Here is a 19,795-nt window from a genome sequence, read left to right as displayed (position 1 = left end):
ATCATCGATGTCACATGTACTGTAGACTGTCCAGTCTGCGGACAGCACAACCGCAGGCCGGACAGTCTACGGTACATTCGCGTTCGCGGTGCAAGCCCGCGCATGAGCAATAACACGCGAGGAGCAATCTTATTCCGCGACTGTGAGAGGAATACTTTACTCGGTTGCGTGTTATTCTTAGGGAAGTCATCGAGAACTGAATGAGCGAAGCCGGCCATCGCAACTCCACGTTTACCAATGGTGCCCTTGAGCACCTCGATGCGCTCTACGGGTTTGCCATGGCATTGACCCGTAATCGGACTGAGGCTGAGGACCTTGTACAAGAAACATATCTGCGGGCCGTTCGGGCTTTCGGCCGGCTGATGCCCGACAGCAATCTCAAGAGCTGGCTCTTTGCCATAATGAGAAACGCCTGGCTCAACCAGCTTCGGCATACGCGCGGTGGGCCGCGATTTGTAGAGCTTGATGCAGAAGAAGACGGCCGCGCCCAATGGCTCGACCACGTTGCCAACGACCCGCACGTGGTCTATCTCAGAAAGCTGGAGTGCGAGGAAGTCAGAGCCGCGATTGAGAGCCTTCCGTTGCCGCAACGCGAGATCGTCGTGCTTCGTGACATCGAAGGATTCAGCTACCAGCAGATTGCAAGCATACTGGGATGTCCTGCCGGCACTGTTATGTCCCGGCTTGGGCGAGCGCGAGAAAAACTCCGGCGATTGCTCGCCGACTGGCGGACAACATCCGCGACGAGATCAGCTCGAGCGAATTAGAGTATGAATCAGTGTGACGAAATCCGTGCCCAGATGACTTTCCATCTGGACGACGAACTGCAAGGCAATGAACGAGCCGCGCTCGAAACCCATTTGCGTGGCTGCGAGGCTTGTCGGAGACTATTCGAGGGTGAGCAGCGCTTTCTCGAGGTCATCCGCGCTTCTCAGCCTCTTCATGTCGCGCCTCTAGAGCTTCGGGCGAGGGTCGAACAGGTGCTTGCGGATACGCCTTCTCCCCACGCAGCCTCGAAGCGATTGCGTCATCGCATACGCTGGTCTCTCTGGCCAGGTGCTACTACCGCTTCCGGGCTTATTCACTCTCGCCGTGTTGCGGCTTTGGCGGCAGTGGCCGCTGTAGCGTTGCTGATTGGCATCTGGGGTGTAACTGAGTACCGGAAGCAACGCCCCAATCCTCCGTCCGACTTTGCGTTGATGGCAGTAGACACTCATCAGCGACATCTGCGAAGTCAGCTTCCGCTCGAGATTGCATCCGCCGTGCCCGAGCGAATCTCAGCGTGGTTCGCAGGAAAGGTCCCTTTTAGCGTGAAGCTGCCGAACTATCAGGAATCGTCGGGGCAGGAGAAGCTCTACGACCTCGAAGGGGCGCGGTTGGTTGGATATAAGAATGACTATGCAGCCTACGTTGCTTATAAGATGCGGTTGCGGCCGATCAGCCTGGTAGTGACGTCAGAGGCGGTCGCCCGGCCCTCGGGGGGCGAAGAGATAGTCTCCAAAGGCCTGACGTTCCATTTCGACTCGATTCAGGGATTGAAGGTCATCACCTGGTCAGATCGAGGGCTGACCTATGCGCTGGTATCTGACCTGGAAGAACGCGGCCAGCAGTCTTGCATAGTGTGCCATCAGGGTACGAGAGATCAGGACTTCATAGAGAGTTTGAAACCAAAGCAAGTTTCAGATGGATCGCTGCGCTAAAGGTTACCCAAGTGAGGCCAGCAGGCAGGGATGCCTGCGCTCCCAGGAGCCTCAAGTTCGCGCTAGCCGGCGAAGCTTACGCTTGAACTCGCCCGGATCAACGCGGTGCTTGAAAGCCTTCACTCCGTCGATGAAGATCACCGGTATGTCTAAGCCGTATCGCTCGCTAAGCGCCGGGTCTTGGTCGATGTTGACCTCTTCCAATTCGAACTCGCCGTCGCAACCAGAAGCATTAATCGCCGCCTTCGCCTCGTCGCACAGGTGGCAGCGTGGCCGTGTGTAGATTGTCACCGTTGCTCTTTTCATCTGAGTCATAAACCAGACCCGCGCTCTTCAGTGGCTTTGCTTGACAAACTTTGCGGCGACATGCTAAAACCCGATCACTTCATAATAAAGCAGTCCGGTTGTAAAGTTCAGGCTCGATGAGAAACGTTCAGCAGAATTCATACAGTATATGTCGGCGAGGCGCGTCTGGCGCACTCGTTGGAACACGTCGTACTAATCGTCTCTCTAATGATGGACGGAATCGTGGAGACCTCCAGCATGGACACCGTTCAGGATGCGAACCAGAAGGTTGAGGGCGAGGACAAGCAGACAGTAACCGCAACGGCAGAGAAAGCTACACCACCGGCGCCGAAAGCGTCAGCATCAGCAGACAAACCTAAAGCCGCCGCTAAGCCGGCAGTCGGCACTTCGGCAGGGGCTAAGAGCAAGACTGTAGAAAGCGCGCCACCCGACCCAGTCAACAAGATGCGCCGCCGGTTCATATGGACCGCAGTCGGCGCCTCCCTTGCGGTTAATTTTCTGATGTTCCTGCGCTTCTTCCTTCCGCGTACCATCTTCGAACCCAGCACCGTATTCAGAGTCGGATACCCGACCGATTTTGGATTCGGGGTCGACACGAAATTCCAACAGCAATACCGCGTCTGGGTCGTTCGCAACGCCGAAAGGTTGTTTGTGATTTACGCCCGATGCACTCACCTTGGGTGCACGCCCGACTGGAAGCCCGGCGAGAACAAGTTCAAATGCCCGTGCCACGGAAGCGGATATACCAGCGAAGGTATCAACTTCGAAGGACCCGCGCCGCGTCCGATGGATCGCGCTCACGTAGAGCTTGATCCGACGGGGCAAATCGTAGTCAACACCGCTAAATTGTATGAGTGGCCGAAGGGCGACGTGGCGCCGGGCCACTTCGACGAGCCGGGCGCGTTCATACAGGTGTAAACCGATTCGCTGTTTTGATTCGAACGTCCTGTGTTGCAAGTCTTCGCTCTCTAGCACAATCCACCGCGGAGCTTAGTAATGGAACCTGAGAAGCCTGACAAACCCGAAGTGAAGACCGGCGCGGCTGTGACTGTCGCAGAGGAAGCCCCGCCGAGCGTCAAAGAAAACGTCAAAGAAGAGATCGAACTTCTGAAGAAGAAGATTCAGAAGGACTCTGTTCTTCAAGAGCTCGACGACCTCAAGGACCCGACAAAGACTCAGATCTACAAATCGATGTTTCGGGTCAAGCACGAGCCGACGCCGCGATCGCGGTCGCTGGGCGTGCTGACAAACGTTTTCTTGCATCTGCACCCGGCCAAGATCAATCGCGACGCGGTGCGCTTCAGCTACACATGGGGGATGGGCGGCATCACCTTCTATCTTTTCATCGTGCTCACCTTCACCGGCATCCTGTTGATGTTCTATTACCACCCGTCGAAGGGGCAGGCTTTTCAAGACATCCTGTATCTCGAGAACGATGTGCCGTTCGGCAAACTGCTTCGCAACATGCACCGATGGGCGGCGCATTTGATGGTGATAACGACCTGGCTGCACATGCTTCGCGTGGTGCTTACGGGCTCGTACAAAACGCCGCGTGAGTTCAACTGGTCGGTTGGCGTTGTGCTGTTAGTGCTGACGCTGCTGCTGAGCTTCACCGGCTACTTGTTGCCCGATGATCAGCTTGGGTTCTGGGCGGTGACGGTGGGGACGAACATGGCTCGCGCGACTCCGGGCCTCGGAGCCGAAGGGCCGTTCGGCCCGCAGATGGGAATGTCGCTGTACAACGACGTGCGGTTCGCGCTGCTGGGCGGATCCATCGTCGATGCGAACGCGTTGCTTCGGAGCTACATCTGGCACTGCATAGCGATCCCGGTTATCGCCAGCGTCCTGATGGCCGTACACTTCTGGCGAGTGCGCAAGGATGGCGGCATATCGGGCCCCGCGCCTGTTCAGCTTGAGTCAGAGATGAAGGCGCCCGGAGCGAGGGCGGTGAAGAAACAAGTGGGATGAATCGGTTTAGGGTTCGGGGTTCGTGGTTCCGGGTTAACCCTGAACCAGGAACTCTGAACCCGAAACCGCCGGAGGCTTAATGGATTGGGCACAACTCTGGACTATCGTGTCGGCGCCTGACAACGTGCCAATTGTGGCAATGTTGTTCCTGGTTCCATTCTTCATGTGGATGGGCCTTAGCCAGGCGCGGGCGAATGACCGGCTTGCGGAGCAACTAGAAGCCGATCCCAAGCTTGCCAAAACGCATCATCGCAAGACGTGGCCGTGGAAGCCGCACTGGTCACGTGAGTTGCACGTATGGCCTTACCTGCTGAGGATCGAGTTCCTGGCCGTCCTCATTGTCACAGTTGTCCTCTTCGTCTGGTCGATTACTCTCAACGCGCCGCTCGAGGAACCAGCGAACCCCAACCTGACGATGAACCCGTCGAAGGCGCCCTGGTACTTTCTAGGGCTGCAGGAGATGCTGGTTTATTTCGATCCGTGGATCGCCGGTGTGGTGATGCCTAGCTTGATGATCGTCGGGTTGATGGCGTTCCCATACCTCGACTCGAATCCGCTGGGCGTCGGCTATTACACCTGGAGGCAGCGCAAGGTCGCCATCGGCGCGTTCTTGTGGGGCTTTATCATGTGGATCATGCTGATCTTCATCGGGACGTTCATTCGAGGTCCGGGTTGGGTATGGTTCTGGCCGGGTCAAACGTGGGACCACAACGTTCAGCTCTATGAGATCAACCGCGACCTTCCTGACATTTTCGGGGTTACGTCGCAACCCTGGAAGGGGATTTTCGGCTTGCTCGTGATAGGAGCTTTTTACTTGATCGCCGGGCTGCTGATTCACATCATCATCACGTGGAGTAAGTTCGAAAAGAAAATCTTCGAGCGAACGACGTTATTGCAGTACTCGATCTTTCAATTCTTCGCAATAACAGTGCTGGTGAGCATGCCGGTGAAGCTTTTGATAAGGCAAGTATTCCGGATCAAGTACGTGATGGTTACGCCGTGGTTCAATATATAGGAGCGATACGACCTATAGGACCAATACGAGCTATAGGGACAGGACTCTAAGATGGCAGACACTACTGAAAGCGAGCAGTTAGAGAAGAGGGCCCCAGAAACTCCTGAGCTCGACCCGATTGCCGACCAGTCGATGAGTGGCGCTCTATTGATATCTTCGCTCTTGCTGGTCGTGACGCTTCTCTGGTCGCTTTACGACGAGGTTTACGGACAGCGGCCATGGAGGAGCTATCAAAAGGATTTCGTCTCAAAGTACGAGGAGTTCCTGGACACAGCGAAGGAGCGGCAGGGCAGATCGGAAAAGGAAGTTGCGAGCTCGCCCGAGTATCAGGAACTCGACGCGGCCTATAAGGAAGCCGCCGCCGCCGCCAAGGCGAAGACAGATCCCATCGACGCGCAGGGCAAGAGACTCGACGACAAGATTACAGCGGTAACCGCGCCCTTCACCGACGCGCGCTCCTGGATCGTCGCCAAGACTTATGAGCTTGAAGTGACGGAGAGCGAGTCCGGAAAGAACAGCCTTCGCGCCGCAATAGAAAAAAAGAAGCAAGAAAAGATCGACTTCACCATGCCCAACGATGAGGGCAAAGAGGAAGAGAAGTCGCTAACTTTCACCGAGCTCGAGACTCTTTACAATAGCTTGAGGGACGAGAAAGCCCGCCTTGGGGCTGAGCGCGTTCAGATCACTCAACCTCGCGACGCTGCTCAGAAGAAGCGCGACGAGTATATGCTAGACCACCTCGCCGGCTTGACCGCGCAGCAGGTGGGCGGCCTGCAGAAAAAAGTCGAAGACTTTAAGTTCGAGATCAAGCAGATCAACGTAGGCGGCGTAGTGATCGACCGGTGCGAGTCTTGCCACCTCGGAGTCCGTGAACCGATCAAGCTAACCCGGAAGGATATGGGCTGGACCGGGGAAGACCCCAGCGAGGACGCTGCTGCCGCGGCGTTTGTGTCGCATCCAAACAAGGACCTGCTTAAGACGCACGATCCCGATCGCTTCGGTTGCTCGACCTGTCACGGCGGCAACGGGCGCGGCACGACTTCGGTCGAGAAAGGTCACGGCAGATACAAACATTGGTTGTGGCCGATGTACTACAAGGAGAACATGGAGGCTGGGTGCAATCAATGCCATAACCGCGACCGCGTGCTGCAGGGGGCGAACGTGCTGAATCGCGGCAAGGACCTGTTCCAAGTTCGCGGCTGTGCCGGGTGCCATCGCTACGAAGCGTTCGATCGGGAAGCCGATGCCCTCAGCAACGCTCGTCAAAGCATCAAGACTCTGGACCTCGAGCGCGATAATCGAAGACGCGAGATCGCGCAGACGAACGCCGCGGCTGACGGGGCATCCACCGACGAAGAAGCCGCACTGCTTCGAAAAAAGGCCGAAGCGCTTCGTCAGATGATTTCACATGTGGACGCGCGAATCGACGAGTTCGATATTCAAGCCAAGTACCTGATGCAGGACGTGAAGAAGATCGGGCCGAACCTGAAAGAAATCAAGGCCAAGCTGCGCAAGGACTGGATCCCGGTTTGGCTCGCGGATCCGCAGGCATTCCGGCCCGGAACGAAGATGCCGACCTTCCGCTTCCTCAAGAACGAAGAGATCGAAGCCGTTTCTGCTTTTCTCTGGCAATCCGCGATCGATGTGAAGTTGCCTTCTCAAGCGCAAGGCGACGCGGCTCACGGCAAGGAGTTGGTCAAGACGCTGGGTTGTCTAGGTTGCCATTCGATCAACGGTCAGGCGATCGACATGGGTGATCAGATTATCGGCGGAGACTTTGCCGCGAATCTCTCGCGCGTGGGTGAGAAAGCGAATTACGACTATATCGTCCGCTGGGTGCACAATCCGCGTGAGCGGCTTGCGCCCTACTCGCCCACATTGAAGCGTGACCTTACCCCGGCCGACTATAAGAAGAAGAACCTTCCTTTTGTGTTTGACGACGATCATTCCAAGAGCCCGGTCGATGGGCGTGAGCTTCAGATCCAGAACATGACGGTGATGCCGAACTTCCGGCTGTCAGATCAGGACGCTCGCGACATCGCCACGTTCTTGATGCAGCAGAAGCGGCCTGGTGTCGAGTATAAGAACGCTTCGTTCCTGGACGATACCTCGCTGAGGTCGCAAGGCGAGCAGCTCGTGCGAAGGTACGGATGCGCGGCGTGTCACGAAATCAAGGGCATGGAAGATGAGCAGCGAATCGGAACCGAGCTGACCTTGGAAGGAAGCAAGCCGATCGAGCGGCTCGACTTCGCTCTGTTGCAAGAGCCTGCGATGCAGGGCAAGGATCCGATTACCGGCGAGCACATCAAACGCCGAAGCAGGGAATCGTGGTATGACCACAAGGGCTTCTTCGAAAACAAGCTTCGAAGCCCGGACATCTACGACCGAGGCAAGACGAAAGCGCCCGACGAGCGCTTGCGGATGCCGAATATCTACCTGCCCGACAGCGACGTCACCGCGCTCGCGACTTTCCTGCTCGGCAGCGTTGAAACGAATCTCCCGGAATCTATGCGATACAACCCGGCCGGCGGGAAGAAAGCCGTCCAGGACGGCTGGTGGATCGTTCAGAAGTACAACTGTATGGGTTGTCACAACGTGTTGGTGGGCCAGGACTCGATCTTGATGGGACTGCCGATGTATCAGAGCGCTGACGGGAAGGAACAGTTACCCCCCAGGCTCACAAGCGAAGGCGCGCGGGTCAATCCGGACTGGCTGCTGCGCTTCTTGAAGGACCCCTCGCAAGTTGCGCCCTCCGAGCGAGCGTCGCTGGCGCAAGCCATTGCCGGTCACTCGCAAAGCGGAGGCGACGATTGGAGCGAGAGCCTCGCGCTGCGCGCCCAACCTGGTTTGAATCGCAACGGCGTGAGGCGATATCTGATGGCGCGCATGCCGACGTTCAACTTCTCGCCCAACGAGCTGCAAGCGCTGGTGAACTTCTTCATGGGCGCCTCGTCTCAAGCTCAACCGTACATACCCGAGCGGCTCGATCCACTGGCGACCGAAGAGCAGGGCATGGCTCGCGCGCTGTTCAGCTCGAATGCCGCGCCTTGCTTGAAGTGCCACATGACCGGCGATCCCGCGCACGACGCGCGAGCGACTGCGCCAAACTTCCTGGTCGCACCCGAACGATTGAAGCCAGCCTGGACTCGACGGTGGCTGCTTGATCCGCAGTTGATCAGCCCGGGCACTTCGATGCCTTCGGAGCTGTTCAAACGCGACCAGTCTCACGATCGATGGGTGTTCAACGGTCCGACTCCGCCGTCATTCGAGACCTATGAGAAGGATCACGTCGATCTGCTTGTAAGATATATGTTCCAGATTTCACCCGAGGAACAGAAACGGCTTGGCACTGGTGGCGGTGCTCCGAGCACGGCTCCCGCTTCAGCCGCGGGAAAGACGGCGACGATGGATCGAAAGTCTCGCCGGACAGGTGGGCGGGGAACAATTGCGGCAATTCGAGCGCCGTAGAGCCCTGGGAGCGCAGGCATCCCTGCCTGCCTGGCGTTGCTCAAGAAGAGAGAGCAGAGATGCCTGCGCTCCCAGGGAAGTCTGATTGATGAGTCGAAATAACTTTTCAAAGCTGAGATCTTCCGTTCGAGTAAGAGATTAATCAGCAATCGGAGAAAGCAATGTTAAAGAGAATCGGAACGGTTTGTGTAATGCTGACACTGGCGACGCTGTTAATCGCCGTCGGCTGCGGAAAGAAGCAGCCCGCAGCGGACGACAAGGCGGGCGATGGTTCCTCAAAGCCGCAGTATGCTTCGAAGGGCGATGAAGGCACGATCACCGGGAAGATCACCTACGACGGCACTCCGCCCACGGGCAAAAAGATCGACATGAGCCAGGACGCCAATTGCGCGTCGGCGCCGGGCGACAAGACCACCGACGATCTACTGGTCACTGACGGCAAACTCGCTAACGTGTTCGTGTACGTTAAGAGTGGTCCAGTCGACAGGTTTACTTTCCCGATACCGTCCGATCCGGTGGTGTTGGACCAGCAGGGTTGCAGGTATCACCCTCGGGTGCTGGGCATTCAGACCAACCAGATGCTCGAGGTGAAGAACAGCGATAAGACCACTCACAACATTCATCCATCCCCGAAGGTGAATCAAGAGTGGAACCAGATGCAAGCGCAGGGCGCTCCTCCGATCGAGAAGAAATTCACCCGGGCAGAGACGCTGATTCCGGTCAAGTGCAATCAGCATCCTTGGATGAAGGCTAACGTGGGGGTGCTCGGGCACCCGTGCTTCGCCGTGAGCGCGAAGGATGGTTCTTACACCATCAAGAACGTGCCGCCCGGATCTTACACGCTGGTCTTCTGGCACGAGACGCTGGGCGAGAAAACTCAGCCGATCACGATCGCCGCCAAGGAGTCGAAGGCGCAGGACATAACCTACAAAGCTGGAGCTACCGCTCGAGCGACGTCAATGCAGATTGGACCGGCGTTGGTGTTGCCATAGTCGTTGATCGAGTATCGAGAGGCTTTGATTGATTGATCAAAAGGGTACGCCAGTAAACGGGAGACCGAACGTTGGGCTTCACCGGCTTGCGATCATACTTTCTTGCATGACCGGCGTCTTGCTGGTGGCCGGCGCGCTGGTCACCAGCAACGAAGCGGGAGATTCGGTGCCCGACTGGCCGGTCTCATTCGGGCGCTGGTTGATCAGCTCAGATAACTTCAAGGCGAACGTCCGCTACGAATACTCGCACCGCTTCATCGCGGGCGTCGTCGGCGTGACGACGTTGCTCCTTGCAGTATGGACATATTTCAGCGAGCGTCGGTCCTGGATGCGGAAACTGGGACTGATCGCGTTCGCAGGCGTCGTCGCCCAGGCCGGCATCGGCGGATTGAGAGTGCTCTTTCCCGAATATAAAGCGCTGATCGCGGTGCCCCATGCTCTGGTGGCGCAGAGCTTTTTCGCGGTCGTCATCGCCGTCGCCGTGTTCACTTCGCGAAGCTGGTGGTCGGCGCCGGAAGTCAAAGCGGATGCCGTCAGTTTGCCGCTTCGCAGGCTGGCGGGGGCCGCCGTTGGCGCGGTGTTGATTCAGCTTGTACTAGGGGCGGGGTTTCGCCATCAGGCTTTTGGCATCATTCCACACATCGCCGGCGCTCTGGTGGTAACGCTGTTGATCGTTTCAACTGTGGCAGTGGTGATGCAGCGTCACAAGCGCGAAGACTATCTGGCTCGTCCGGGCAAGCTTGCGGTTGCGTTGCTGGTGGTTCAACTCGGCCTGGGCGTGGCGGCTTATCTCGCGAGACTGGGTTCAGTGGGAGACCCGCAGCCGCTCGAGCCGATGATCTCTTTGACCGTCGCGCACCTAGTTGTCGGAGGGCTGACACTTGCCACGATGGTTGTGCTCGCGCTGAGGTGTTATCAAGTGCTTGCCCCGCAAGGCGAGCAAGTCATCGACGGAGTCGGCGCGCGCGGGCTTCAGACATCAGCCCGAGGAGCGGCTGTTTAGAAACATGGAATCACTCGCAGGACAGGTTGTGATCGATCGAGCGAGCTTATCATTTGCCGATAAGTTTTCCGCTTATGCCGAGCTTACCAAGCCGCGCATCACCTTTCTGGTCGTGCTGACAGCCGCCGCTGGGTTCTGCATGGGTTCTGGTGCCGGGATTGATTATTTCCGGCTGTTTAGTACGTCGCTGGGAATTGCGTTGCTATCGTCGGGACTCTCGACTCTCAACCAATACCTCGAGCGCGACCTGGACCCCTTGATGCGGCGGACGCAAGCGAGGCCGCTGCCGGCAGGAAAGCTCTTGCCCGTTGAAGCGGCAGTGTTTGGCAGCCTGCTTTCGGCGGTGGCGATCGTGTATCTCGCGGTCCTCATCAATCCGTTGTCCGCGCTGCTCGGCGTCGCGACACTGGCCGGCTATCTGTTCGTGTACACTCCGCTCAAGACCAAGACTACGTTGTCAACGGTTCTGGGCGCGTTCCCGGGCGCGATGCCGCCGTTGATCGGATGGGTAGCCGCGCGTGGCGAGATCACCGTCGAGGCGTGGGTGCTGTTCGCGATTCTGTTCTTGTGGCAGTTTCCGCACTTCCTTGCAATTGCGTGGATGTATCGCGACGACTACGCGCGCGCTGGAATCAAGATGCTGCCGGTGGTTGAACCTGAAGGCAGAGTCACCGGTCAGCAGATCATCAGCTACACGTTGCTGCTCGTTCCGGTGAGCCTGCTGCCTGGAGTGATGGGACTGGCGGGCTCGGTCTACCTGGCGGGCGCGGCGATACTCGGTTTGGGATTTTTATATTTCAGCGCGCGGGCTGCGCTCGTTCGGACGACCTGGCAAGCGCGACAGTTGCTTTTGGCTTCGGTGCTTTATCTGCCAATCTTGTTTGGACTGATGGTGCTTAATAGATAGGTTCTTGGTTCCGAGTTCTGAGTTCCGGGTTCCGGGTTTGAATCAGACCTGAACCACGAACGCTGAACCCGAAACCCGGAACCGCGAAGAGGAGATATGGGCAAAACTACGGGCATCCTGATGTTCATCCTGGCAATCGTCTCAGTTCTGCTATTCATTGGCCAGGATTTGATATTCGGCTCGCGGCTATTTTGGTTTCCCGAGGGCATCTCTGAGCACGCGCCGCTGATTGATGCGCAATTCATGCGAACGCTCGTCGTCGTAGGTATAGCATTCACCGCTGCTCAGGTTGCGCTTGGTTACGCAGTGATTCGCTTCGGGCGTAAGGGCGATGCGCGAGCAGTCTACAGCCACGGCAGCAACAAGCTCGAAGTAACGTGGACCATTGTCACGGCGGTCGTGTTCGTCGTGCTGGCGGTACTCGGCCAGCGGGTCTGGGCCCAGTTGCATCTGACCGCCGCCGCCGACAACGCTGCACGGGTCGAGGTAGTCGCCCAGCAGTTCCAATGGAATTTCCACTATTCCGGCGCAGACGGCGCCTTCGGCCGGACCGAAGCGCGATACATCGACGACTCTGCGCTCAATTTTGTCGGGTTGGATCCAACTGATCCCGCCGGCAAGGACGACGCGCAGTTGACGACGCTCATTGTTCCGAAGGACCGCCAGGTCGAGTTGACGCTGAAGTCTAAGGATGTAATACACAGCTTCTTCGTGCCCGCCCTTCGGTTCAAGCAAGACACCGTGCCCGGCATGGCTATCAAGGTCCACTTCACCGCGAACAAGGAAGGAAAGTACGAGATACCTTGCGCGGAGCTGTGCGGAAGTCTTCACCACAATATGAAGAGCAACATGATTGTGATTCCGGCCGACGAGTTTGATCGCTTGATGGCTATGTCGGAGGAAGCGTTCAAAGAACAACTGGGCGAGTTGACTAGTCGATACCAGTACTAGGAGAGCGACAGGAGAAAGTTGCAGAGCCTTCAGTCTCAAGGCTGGAGTCTTAACTTTCCTCACAGGAGGCGGAAGATGGCAGACGTGGTTCATCCAGTTCACGGCGAAGTTCATCGCCACCCCGCGCCAACGGGGTTCATCCGAAAGTGGGTATTTAGCACTGACCATAAGGTTATAGGCATCCAGTACTGGTGCCTCGCTTTGTTCTCGGTCTTCATCGGTATGGCGCTGTCGCTGCTGATGCGCTTGCAGCTTGGCTGGCCGGGTGAGGAGTGGGGCTTTCTCAAGACCTTGTTCCCCAACGCCGCCGAGAACGGGACGATCTCCGGCGAATTGTACCTTTCAATGCTTACGATGCACGGGACCATCATGGTTTTCTTCGTGCTGACGACTGCGCCGCAGGGTGGCTTCGGCAATTACTTTCTTCCGATTCAAATCGGTGCGGACGACATGGCTTTCCCGGTTTTGAACATGATGTCGTTCTGGATTACGTTCCTGGCACTGGTGGTTTTGATTTCGGCATTCTTTGCGGATTCACTCGCTCCTATGTTCGGCATGACTGCTGCTAGCAATGTGATTGGGCCGATTGGCGGCTGGACGGGTTACGCGCCGCTCAGCGCGCTCGGAGAAAAAGCAGGACCTGGGCAGGGGCTTGGCGTGATCTTGTGGATTACGAGTATCGCGCTGTTCTGCATCGCATCGCTGCTGGGGGCTCTGAACTTCATCACTACGATGCTGAACATGCGAGCGAAGGGCATGTCGCTGATGCGGCTGCCGCTAACGTGCTGGGCGTGGTTCACGACCGCGGTTCTGGCGCTGCTGTCATTCCCGGTGCTGCTTGCAGCGGGAATCCTTCTCCTGCTCGATCACCTGGCAGGCACGAGCTTCTTCATTCCGGGCAACTCGTACGTAAACGGCAAGCTGATAACCGAGCACTCGGGCGGATCGCCGATCTTGTGGCAGCACCTTTTCTGGTTCTTCGGCCATCCCGAAGTCTATATTGCAATCCTCCCGGGCATGGGTTTGACCTCGCACATACTGGCTACGTTCGCGCGCAAGCCGGTATTCGGCTACCGCGTAATGGTGTATGCCCTCTTCTCGATCGGGTTGCTGGGGTTCTTCGTTTGGGGCCATCACATGTTCATCAGCGGAATGAGCCCTTATTCGGCCATCGCTTTCTCGCTCATCACCCTCACCATCGGCGTGCCTTCGGCGATCAAGACCTTCAATTGGCTGGGCACGTTGTGGGGCGGGCAGATTCGGTTCACCACACCGATGCTGTTTGCGATCGGGTTTGTATCGCTGTTCGTATCGGGGGGCATCACCGGCCTGTTCCTCGGCCAGACCTCGATTGACCTTCCGCTCCACGACACCTACTTCGTCGTAGGACACTTTCATTTGATCATGGGAGTGGCGGCGATCTTTGGAATGTTCGCCGGCACTTACTTCTGGTTCCCCAAGATGTTCGGCAAGATGATGAATGAAGGCATGGGCAAGCTGCACTTCTTCATCACCTTCATCGGCGTGAATGCTATTTTCATTCCGATGCACATCATGGGAATGGCCGGAGCAACGCGGCGCTACTCATTCCACTTTAATCCGGTCACCGGCGAAGGACTGCACTACTTGAGCAACATGACTCCGCTCACGCGCTTCGTTTCCTACGCGGCGTTTTTCACCATCGCTGGACAGTTGATCTTTCTGGTCAATCTGGTCTGGAGCTGGGCGAAGGGGCGCAAGGCTTCCGAGAACCCCTGGGAAGCAACCTCGCTCGAGTGGACAATACCGTCTCCGCCGCCGCACGACAACTTCGCCGGGATCCTGCCTGAAGTTCACCGAGGGCCGTATGAGTACAGTGTGCCGGGCGCGCCAAGAGATTTCATGATGCAATCGGAGCCCGGCGCCGCTGAGGTGCATGGAGACTGATTCGATTTGCGATTTTAGATTTTGGATTCCGGGAGATCCGAACAATCCAAAATCCAAAATCTAAAATCCAAAATCAAGAAATGCCGACTACGCTGACAACAGACGTCGAAATAAAACCGGGCATCGGAGCCGGGGGCGGTAAGCTGGGCCCCGGCGGTGATCCGTTTGGCTCCGGGCCTGCCGGCTCGAAGGACTGGCCCCCGGGTTGGACTAGCGAAGACGCTATCGAGCCCGAGAAGTATCGCATAGGCATGTGGGTAGGGCTTGCCAGCATCCTGATGCTTTTCATCGCGCTGACCAGCGCCTACATTGTTCGAGGCGTGCCGGCGCTTAGCGGCGGCGACAGCGACTGGCTTCCAATCGCCATGCCGGGAGTCTTGTGGTTCACCACGGGAGTGCTGCTGGTGAGCAGCGTGACCATCGAGTTTGCGCGCCGGGCATTGAAGCGAAATGAGTACGCGCGCTTCAAGAGGTGGATAAGCCTGACCACGTTGTTCGGTGTCGCGTTCCTGGTGGGCCAGTTGATAGCCTGGCAGCAGCTCGCGGCTCAAGGCGTCTTTATCAACAGTCATCCGCACAGTTCGTTCTTCTACCTGCTGACGAGCCTGCACGGAGTGCACCTGCTGGGCGGGGTCATCGCGCTTTCTTATGTTACCGTTGCCGCGCTTCGCATGCGTATCGGGTTCAAGCGCAGAACGGCTGTGGACGTGACGGCGATCTATTGGCACTTTATGGATGGGTTGTGGATTTATCTTTTTGGACTGCTGTTTTTCTTTCGATGAGACCTGGACGAGCGGAGGCAAATAGATGGCGGAAGCTAGAGCAGAAAGTCTGGCGGTGAATGATTGGGGCGGAGGAGTGCATCCCTATCGCGTCGGACACCGCAAGCTGGGGATGTGGCTGTTTATCATGTCGGACTCGCTGACGTTCGGCTCGCTGCTGGTAGCTTACAGCTATGCGCGGGTCGCAAGCGTGAACTGGCCCACGCCTTTTCCGTTCCAGCCGAGCATCATCTTCTCGACCACGATGACGCTGGTGCTGCTATCCAGCTCGCTTACGATGGTCTTCGCGGTGGCCGCTTCGAAGCGCGGCAAGAGAGGGGCCGCCCGCAAATGGATCCTCGCCACGATGGTGCTGGGACTGACCTTCATCGTGCTGCACGCGATGGAGTGGAATCACCTGATAGTCGAAGGGCTCACACCGTTCGAGCTGCCAGAGGAGTGGAAGACGGCATGGCCCGGCGCGTCACCGCTGTTCGGCTCGACGTTCTTCGGCATCACCGGGCTGCACATGTTTCACGTCTTGACGGGCGTCATTTATCTGGGCGTGGTCGCCACGCGCATAAAGAAACTGAATGACGATGTGGAGGTGGCCGGTTTGTATTGGCACTTCGTCGACCTGGTGTGGATGTTTGTGTTCCCGCTGATCTATTTGTTGTCGGTTGACTATCAAGGAGTGATCAAACCCTGACTTGGCGAGGATGCTAATGGTGGAATCGAAGACAAGAGAAATCAAAGCGTTGAACGTGGTCCTGCTGGGACTGTCTGCGTTATCGATCGGAGCCGCTGTGTGGGCCGTGGCCTCGGATCGCTTCAAGGCCGGGACGGACGACGTGTTTCTGGTTCTGGTTTGCCTGATGCTGGCGCTGCTGTTCGCTGTGCCCCCGTTGATGTGGGCACACGCTAATGGAATGTTGAAGAACCCGTTCGCCGATGAGGCGGTTGAGGGAGGGGCGGCGATGGAAATGGAAGCTGGCCATGGAGAGCACGGCGGGAGCAACCGCGAGAACGTGATCGTGTGGGGTGCGTTGCTCGCGCTCACTGCGATCGAAGTCTTCCTGGCGTACATTCAGATTAATGTTACTCTGATGTTGATCATCCTTATGGGAGCTTCGATCATCAAAGCGGCGCTGATCGTCGCCTACTTCATGCACTTGAAGTTCGAGAGGCTGAGCCTGATCCTGACCATCGTGCCCACGCTTGTAGTGTTGCTGTGCCTGTTTGCTATACTTTTCCCGGACAGTTTCCGATTGCACAATATGAGACCACCTGAGCCGGTGCAGCAGCACGTTGAACACGAAGGGTAGCTCCACGTAGTTGCTTCAAAAGAGAGAGATGAAATCATCACGCATATTGTTGATAGTCGCGATCGCGGTTGGCTTTGTCGCGCTAGCCGGGGACCCGGCGTTTGCCCAGTGCGCGATGTGTAGGGCGGTGATAGAAAACTCGGTGGACGCGACTGCGGCGAGCAGGGGGTTGAACCTCGCGGCGCTGGTGTTGCTCATCCCGCCGGTAACGATCTTCGCCGGGCTGTTCGGAGTGTTCTACCGCTATAGGAACGTTCAGGGGCGGAGAGAGCAGTCACTCGATTAACAGAACCGCAAGGGCGTCGCTCGCCGGCGGCCTGTAGTGAAGCGGCAATATCGGCTGTCTAACACGGGCGCCCACGCGGAGGCGCCCTTACGAGTCTTTGGCAATTAATATGTCGATCAGCTTCCTACCTACGTTCAACGCGATCTTAAACGCTACGACCGGGATCCTGATAGTGATGGGGTTCTTGTTCATTCGGCGCAAGCGTATTGCCGCTCATCGCGCGTGCATGTTAGGTGCGGTCACTACTTCAAGTCTGTTCTTGATCTCCTATCTCGTTTATCACGTCGGCTTCGGCGCAGGAGTGACGCGCTTCGCGGGAACTGGTTGGGTGCGGCCCCTCTATCACACGATTCTAATTTCACACACGATACTGGCGGTTACAATCGTGCCCATGGTAATCGTGACTCTTAGGCGGGCGCTTCGCGGTTCGTTCGACCGTCACCGCGCCATCGCTCGATGGACCTTTCCGATGTGGCTCTACGTCTCGGTGACCGGTGTGATTGTTTACTTGATGCTTTACCATATTTATCCTTCGCGTTGATGCCTTGGATCGTATGCAGGTATGAACCATGTGGGCAGTTGCTTGGGTCGTTGTACTCGATGTTGTGACATTTCTCCCGCCGTGGATCGGTGGCCCGGCCCAAATTGATCCTAGACCGCGCGTCGCGTCAGACCATGTCATCGAGCGCATTCAACCGTCGGCGCTTTCCGGGTTGCCGAGGCGAATTACTCACTTCTTGGCGAGCGGCCGGTATACGATCCCCGTTGTGGCCGAGAACCCTCACCATCAGAATGTGGTTCGCGGGCAGTTCGCAAGGCGAGGACAACGGGATTGGGCGGTGCTGGCATCGCGAGGTGGGTACTCGACTATAGTCGTGTTCTGGGGCGGCTCGACGCGCAAGCCGGCATTTATAGCCAGGAAGTTGGACAGCGCTATTCGCGTCATTGCGAAAGCCGGACCACGCTACATTCTGGAGCACTATCGCGCCTACGGCGGGCCGAAGCCGCCGTCGCCATTGGACCACGATGGAATCGATGACGGGTACTATGAGAAAGCGTCGATGGTGTGGTACCTCCATCGAGGCAAGTGGTACGAACTTCAAGGCTCCGACTAGTGAAGACCGTCAATCTGCTCCGCCAGGATCAATGAGTTCATGCACCAGGGCGCTATGACCAATACCCAATCGCGCCGGCGGCCGGCGCAGCAAGAACAAAGCAGCCTCGGTGAAATCCCGGGCTTTCCCTTTGAGGACTTCGACCAGTTAAGAGCGGCGACCGCCATACGAAGCTTCAACATAGGAGTCGATTCGTTGGCCGCGGCAGAATGGTCCGAGCGGTTCAACACCAAGTTCAAGAAAGCCATCATCGCCGGGCTTTCTTTGCTGTTGGTAGTCGCGGCCATCGCTGCGGTCGTCGCCGCGGTGTTGATTGGCGAGTACTGGCTGCTTGCGGCGCTGCCCATTCAGGCGTTTGCCTTCTACCTCTCTCATCCGTCGTCGCCGTTGCACAAGTGGGTGACTATCGGTGGAGCGGTTTCAGTAGCGGTGTTTCTCGATTTGTTGTTCAACGGCTTGCCGATCGCGGCGGCGTTGGTGGCTTACGCGGGATTAACCTTCGCTGGCGTGCGCGCCGCCGGATACATAACGAATGCGGCGTTTCGCAGGGCTCTCCTGTTGGATGAGAGTCTGTTTCTGGCGGCATATGCTGACGGCGCATGTACCCTTCGCAATAATCAAACAAAGGTCGTATATTCGGCTTGATTCTTCGCTCTGTTGGAAGCCTTTGCTTGGCTAATAGTGCGCCCCTGGAATCGAATTGGGCAGAGACGCAGTAGGCTGGTGTGAAGGAATCTCAAACTTCTGGTTGGGGGCCGCCCTCCGTTAGGAGGGCCATGTTTATATTTATAGACGCCAATCAGGACCACGCCGCCCTCCGTTAGGAGGGCCATGTCGGTTGGTGATGGGGATTGGTTCTCACCTCCAGGATTTCTATGCCACAACCTGACTGAGAATGATCTCTGACCTGTGTGAGGCGAGGAAGTATGAGCGGAGCGCGGAAACATGGCCCTCCTAGCGGAGGGCGCGTGCATCTCCCTCACTGGGTCTATAAACATGGCCCTCCTAGCGGAGGGCCATGCCCAGCCTTCCAGTTGCGGGTTTTCTGGGAGACAATTTAACAGTGACCAACCATCAACCTCTCAGCGACGCCGAGAGTACATCTCCACAAAGCCGAACTCCCAGCCGCAGGTATCCGTGGGCGATCCTTGTCGTCTTAGTCCTGTTCGTCGTAGTGCCATTCATCTCCTGGTACGGAACGTGGTTCGGCAGGCCGCTTTCAGACGCCAAGATGACGGAATACCTGCACGATCGGAACAAACCGCGCAACGTTCAACACGCGCTTGCGCAGTTGGGGAATCGTATCATCGGCGGGGATCAATCGGTGAAGCGCTTCTACCCGGATGTCATCGGCACGTCTCAGCATCAACAGGCCGAAGTGCGAATGACCACCGCCTGGGTGATGGGTCAGGACAATACTTATCAGGATTTTCACTCAGCGCTTTTACCTCTCCTTAAGGATCCGAGTGCCGGTGTACGCCACAACGCCGCGCTCGCGCTAGTGCGCTTCGGGGATTCATCCGCGCGGCCGGAGCTGATCGCTATGCTCCAGCCGTACGCTGTTCATGCTGAGAGTGGCGGCGCTGTCGAGTTGATCGTCAAAGAGGCAGGTATCGCTGTTGCGGCGAATGCTCCGCTCGCTCGAATACGGCAAGGTGACGGAAGCGCCGTCGAGACGCGCGCGCCGGAAGCAGCCCGAGTCGACAGCATACCGGTTGCGGACGGGGCTAAGATCGACGCCGGCGCTGAGCTGATGACGCTCGCGCCTTCGACCGAAGAAGTTTGGGAGGCCTTGCGAGCGCTGTTCATCGTCGGGCAGTCTGAAGACATTTCATACGTGCAGCGATACGCGCGTCCGATTTCAACGATGCCGGATAGGATTCAGAAGCAAGCGGCCTCGACCTTGGAAGCCATTCGCGAGAGGGCGGGGAAGGCGCAGTGATGTATCGAGGTGATGTACCGTAGACTGTCCAGTCTGCGGAAGATCGTCGCCAACCTGTACTGTAGACGGTCCAGTCTGCGGAAGATCCAACGCGCGAGTTACTTCGAGCATCTTGCTTGGGCAATACGGG

General features: G+C 57.3%; 20 protein-coding genes. 19 read left to right on the top strand and 1 reads right to left on the bottom strand.

Annotated elements, in window-relative coordinates; translation table 11 throughout:
• Window positions 1–200: 200 nt before the first annotated feature.
• Together AABO57_02455 and AABO57_02450 are read left to right on the top strand one after the other, a co-directional pair.
• Window positions 201–767 carry a sigma-70 family RNA polymerase sigma factor gene (locus AABO57_02455; protein MEK6284580.1) on the top strand — a complete coding sequence of 189 codons (567 nt, stop codon included), beginning with the start codon at window positions 201–203 and terminating at the stop codon, window positions 765–767.
• A gap of 3 nt (window positions 768–770) precedes the next feature.
• The gene (locus AABO57_02450; protein MEK6284579.1) at window positions 771–1,700 is read left to right on the top strand and encodes a zf-HC2 domain-containing protein; all 930 of its coding nucleotides are present in this window, start codon (window positions 771–773) and stop codon (window positions 1,698–1,700) included.
• Window positions 1,701–1,751: 51 nt separating this feature from the next.
• On the opposite strand, the gene AABO57_02445 is transcribed toward AABO57_02450, so the two are convergent.
• Window positions 1,752–1,991, bottom strand: coding sequence for a glutaredoxin family protein (locus AABO57_02445; protein MEK6284578.1), 240 nt, complete (start codon window positions 1,989–1,991; stop codon window positions 1,752–1,754).
• 252 nt (window positions 1,992–2,243) lie between these two features.
• Here AABO57_02445 and AABO57_02440 point away from each other — a divergent pair, with 252 nt between their 5' ends.
• From AABO57_02440 to AABO57_02360, 17 genes are all read left to right on the top strand, one after another.
• Window positions 2,244–2,924, top strand: a complete 681-nt coding sequence (locus AABO57_02440) for a Rieske 2Fe-2S domain-containing protein (GenBank protein ID MEK6284577.1) — start codon at window positions 2,244–2,246, stop codon at window positions 2,922–2,924.
• Window positions 2,925–3,197: 273 nt separating this feature from the next.
• Entirely contained in the window at window positions 3,198–3,974 is a 777-nt protein-coding gene (locus AABO57_02435) for a cytochrome b N-terminal domain-containing protein (protein MEK6284576.1), read from the top strand.
• A 79-nt stretch (window positions 3,975–4,053) separates the two neighbouring features.
• Window positions 4,054–4,989 (top strand): cytochrome C, encoded by a 936-nt coding sequence (locus AABO57_02430; GenBank protein MEK6284575.1) that lies wholly within the window; start codon window positions 4,054–4,056, stop codon window positions 4,987–4,989.
• 51 nt (window positions 4,990–5,040) lie between these two features.
• Window positions 5,041–8,457 carry a c-type cytochrome gene (locus tag AABO57_02425; GenBank protein MEK6284574.1) on the top strand — a complete coding sequence of 1,139 codons (3,417 nt, stop codon included), beginning with the start codon at window positions 5,041–5,043 and terminating at the stop codon, window positions 8,455–8,457.
• A 161-nt stretch (window positions 8,458–8,618) separates the two neighbouring features.
• On the top strand, window positions 8,619–9,449 hold the full coding sequence (locus tag AABO57_02420) for a hypothetical protein (GenBank protein ID MEK6284573.1): 831 nt from the start codon (window positions 8,619–8,621) through the stop codon (window positions 9,447–9,449).
• Between the two features lie 28 nt (window positions 9,450–9,477).
• On the top strand, window positions 9,478–10,452 hold the full coding sequence (locus tag AABO57_02415) for a COX15/CtaA family protein (GenBank protein MEK6284572.1): 975 nt from the start codon (window positions 9,478–9,480) through the stop codon (window positions 10,450–10,452).
• 4 nt (window positions 10,453–10,456) lie between these two features.
• Window positions 10,457–11,359 (top strand): heme o synthase, encoded by a 903-nt coding sequence (gene cyoE, locus AABO57_02410; GenBank protein MEK6284571.1) that lies wholly within the window; start codon window positions 10,457–10,459, stop codon window positions 11,357–11,359.
• Between the two features lie 96 nt (window positions 11,360–11,455).
• Window positions 11,456–12,310, top strand: a complete 855-nt coding sequence (gene coxB / locus AABO57_02405; GenBank protein ID MEK6284570.1) for a cytochrome c oxidase subunit II — start codon at window positions 11,456–11,458, stop codon at window positions 12,308–12,310.
• A 75-nt stretch (window positions 12,311–12,385) separates the two neighbouring features.
• Window positions 12,386–14,236 (top strand): cbb3-type cytochrome c oxidase subunit I, encoded by a 1,851-nt coding sequence (locus tag AABO57_02400; protein MEK6284569.1) that lies wholly within the window; start codon window positions 12,386–12,388, stop codon window positions 14,234–14,236.
• Between the two features lie 80 nt (window positions 14,237–14,316).
• The gene (locus tag AABO57_02395) at window positions 14,317–15,018 is read left to right on the top strand and encodes a cytochrome c oxidase subunit 3 (protein ID MEK6284568.1); all 702 of its coding nucleotides are present in this window, start codon (window positions 14,317–14,319) and stop codon (window positions 15,016–15,018) included.
• A gap of 25 nt (window positions 15,019–15,043) precedes the next feature.
• Window positions 15,044–15,706, top strand: coding sequence for a cytochrome c oxidase subunit 3 (locus AABO57_02390; protein MEK6284567.1), 663 nt, complete (start codon window positions 15,044–15,046; stop codon window positions 15,704–15,706).
• 19 nt (window positions 15,707–15,725) lie between these two features.
• Window positions 15,726–16,322 carry a cytochrome C oxidase subunit IV family protein gene (locus AABO57_02385; protein MEK6284566.1) on the top strand — a complete coding sequence of 199 codons (597 nt, stop codon included), beginning with the start codon at window positions 15,726–15,728 and terminating at the stop codon, window positions 16,320–16,322.
• A gap of 28 nt (window positions 16,323–16,350) precedes the next feature.
• Window positions 16,351–16,608: a hypothetical protein gene (locus tag AABO57_02380; GenBank protein ID MEK6284565.1), complete on the top strand. Its 258-nt coding sequence runs from the start codon at window positions 16,351–16,353 to the stop codon at window positions 16,606–16,608.
• Between the two features lie 109 nt (window positions 16,609–16,717).
• Complete coding sequence (locus tag AABO57_02375) at window positions 16,718–17,149, top strand: DUF420 domain-containing protein (GenBank protein MEK6284564.1); 432 nt, start codon at window positions 16,718–16,720, stop codon at window positions 17,147–17,149.
• Window positions 17,150–17,177: 28 nt separating this feature from the next.
• Entirely contained in the window at window positions 17,178–17,723 is a 546-nt protein-coding gene (locus AABO57_02370) for a hypothetical protein (protein MEK6284563.1), read from the top strand.
• A gap of 54 nt (window positions 17,724–17,777) precedes the next feature.
• Window positions 17,778–18,368 (top strand): hypothetical protein, encoded by a 591-nt coding sequence (locus AABO57_02365; protein ID MEK6284562.1) that lies wholly within the window; start codon window positions 17,778–17,780, stop codon window positions 18,366–18,368.
• A gap of 373 nt (window positions 18,369–18,741) precedes the next feature.
• Window positions 18,742–19,665, top strand: coding sequence for a HEAT repeat domain-containing protein (locus AABO57_02360; GenBank protein ID MEK6284561.1), 924 nt, complete (start codon window positions 18,742–18,744; stop codon window positions 19,663–19,665).
• The last annotated feature ends 130 nt before the right edge of the window (window positions 19,666–19,795 follow it).

It is taken from the genome of Acidobacteriota bacterium, from assembly GCA_038040445.1.
Lineage (GTDB): Bacteria > Acidobacteriota > Blastocatellia > UBA7656 > UBA7656 > Onstottus_A > Onstottus_A frigus.
Note: the sequence above shows the minus strand (reverse complement) of the source record. Positions and strands in the feature narration are given on the sequence as shown.

Coding starts and splice junctions, on each gene's coding strand:
- AABO57_02455 (MEK6284580.1), top strand. CDS start 201: ATGAGCGAAGCCGGCCATCGCAACTCCACGTTTACCAATGGTGCCCTT.
- AABO57_02450 (MEK6284579.1), top strand. CDS start 771: ATGAATCAGTGTGACGAAATCCGTGCCCAGATGACTTTCCATCTGGAC.
- AABO57_02440 (MEK6284577.1), top strand. CDS start 2,244: ATGGACACCGTTCAGGATGCGAACCAGAAGGTTGAGGGCGAGGACAAG.
- AABO57_02435 (MEK6284576.1), top strand. CDS start 3,198: ATGTTTCGGGTCAAGCACGAGCCGACGCCGCGATCGCGGTCGCTGGGC.
- AABO57_02430 (MEK6284575.1), top strand. CDS start 4,054: ATGGATTGGGCACAACTCTGGACTATCGTGTCGGCGCCTGACAACGTG.
- AABO57_02425 (MEK6284574.1), top strand. CDS start 5,041: ATGGCAGACACTACTGAAAGCGAGCAGTTAGAGAAGAGGGCCCCAGAA.
- AABO57_02420 (MEK6284573.1), top strand. CDS start 8,619: ATGTTAAAGAGAATCGGAACGGTTTGTGTAATGCTGACACTGGCGACG.
- cyoE (MEK6284571.1), top strand. CDS start 10,457: ATGGAATCACTCGCAGGACAGGTTGTGATCGATCGAGCGAGCTTATCA.
- coxB (MEK6284570.1), top strand. CDS start 11,456: ATGGGCAAAACTACGGGCATCCTGATGTTCATCCTGGCAATCGTCTCA.
- AABO57_02400 (MEK6284569.1), top strand. CDS start 12,386: ATGGCAGACGTGGTTCATCCAGTTCACGGCGAAGTTCATCGCCACCCC.
- AABO57_02395 (MEK6284568.1), top strand. CDS start 14,317: ATGCCGACTACGCTGACAACAGACGTCGAAATAAAACCGGGCATCGGA.
- AABO57_02390 (MEK6284567.1), top strand. CDS start 15,044: ATGGCGGAAGCTAGAGCAGAAAGTCTGGCGGTGAATGATTGGGGCGGA.
- AABO57_02380 (MEK6284565.1), top strand. CDS start 16,351: ATGAAATCATCACGCATATTGTTGATAGTCGCGATCGCGGTTGGCTTT.
- AABO57_02375 (MEK6284564.1), top strand. CDS start 16,718: ATGTCGATCAGCTTCCTACCTACGTTCAACGCGATCTTAAACGCTACG.
- AABO57_02370 (MEK6284563.1), top strand. CDS start 17,178: ATGTGGGCAGTTGCTTGGGTCGTTGTACTCGATGTTGTGACATTTCTC.
- AABO57_02365 (MEK6284562.1), top strand. CDS start 17,778: ATGACCAATACCCAATCGCGCCGGCGGCCGGCGCAGCAAGAACAAAGC.
- AABO57_02360 (MEK6284561.1), top strand. CDS start 18,742: ATGCCCAGCCTTCCAGTTGCGGGTTTTCTGGGAGACAATTTAACAGTG.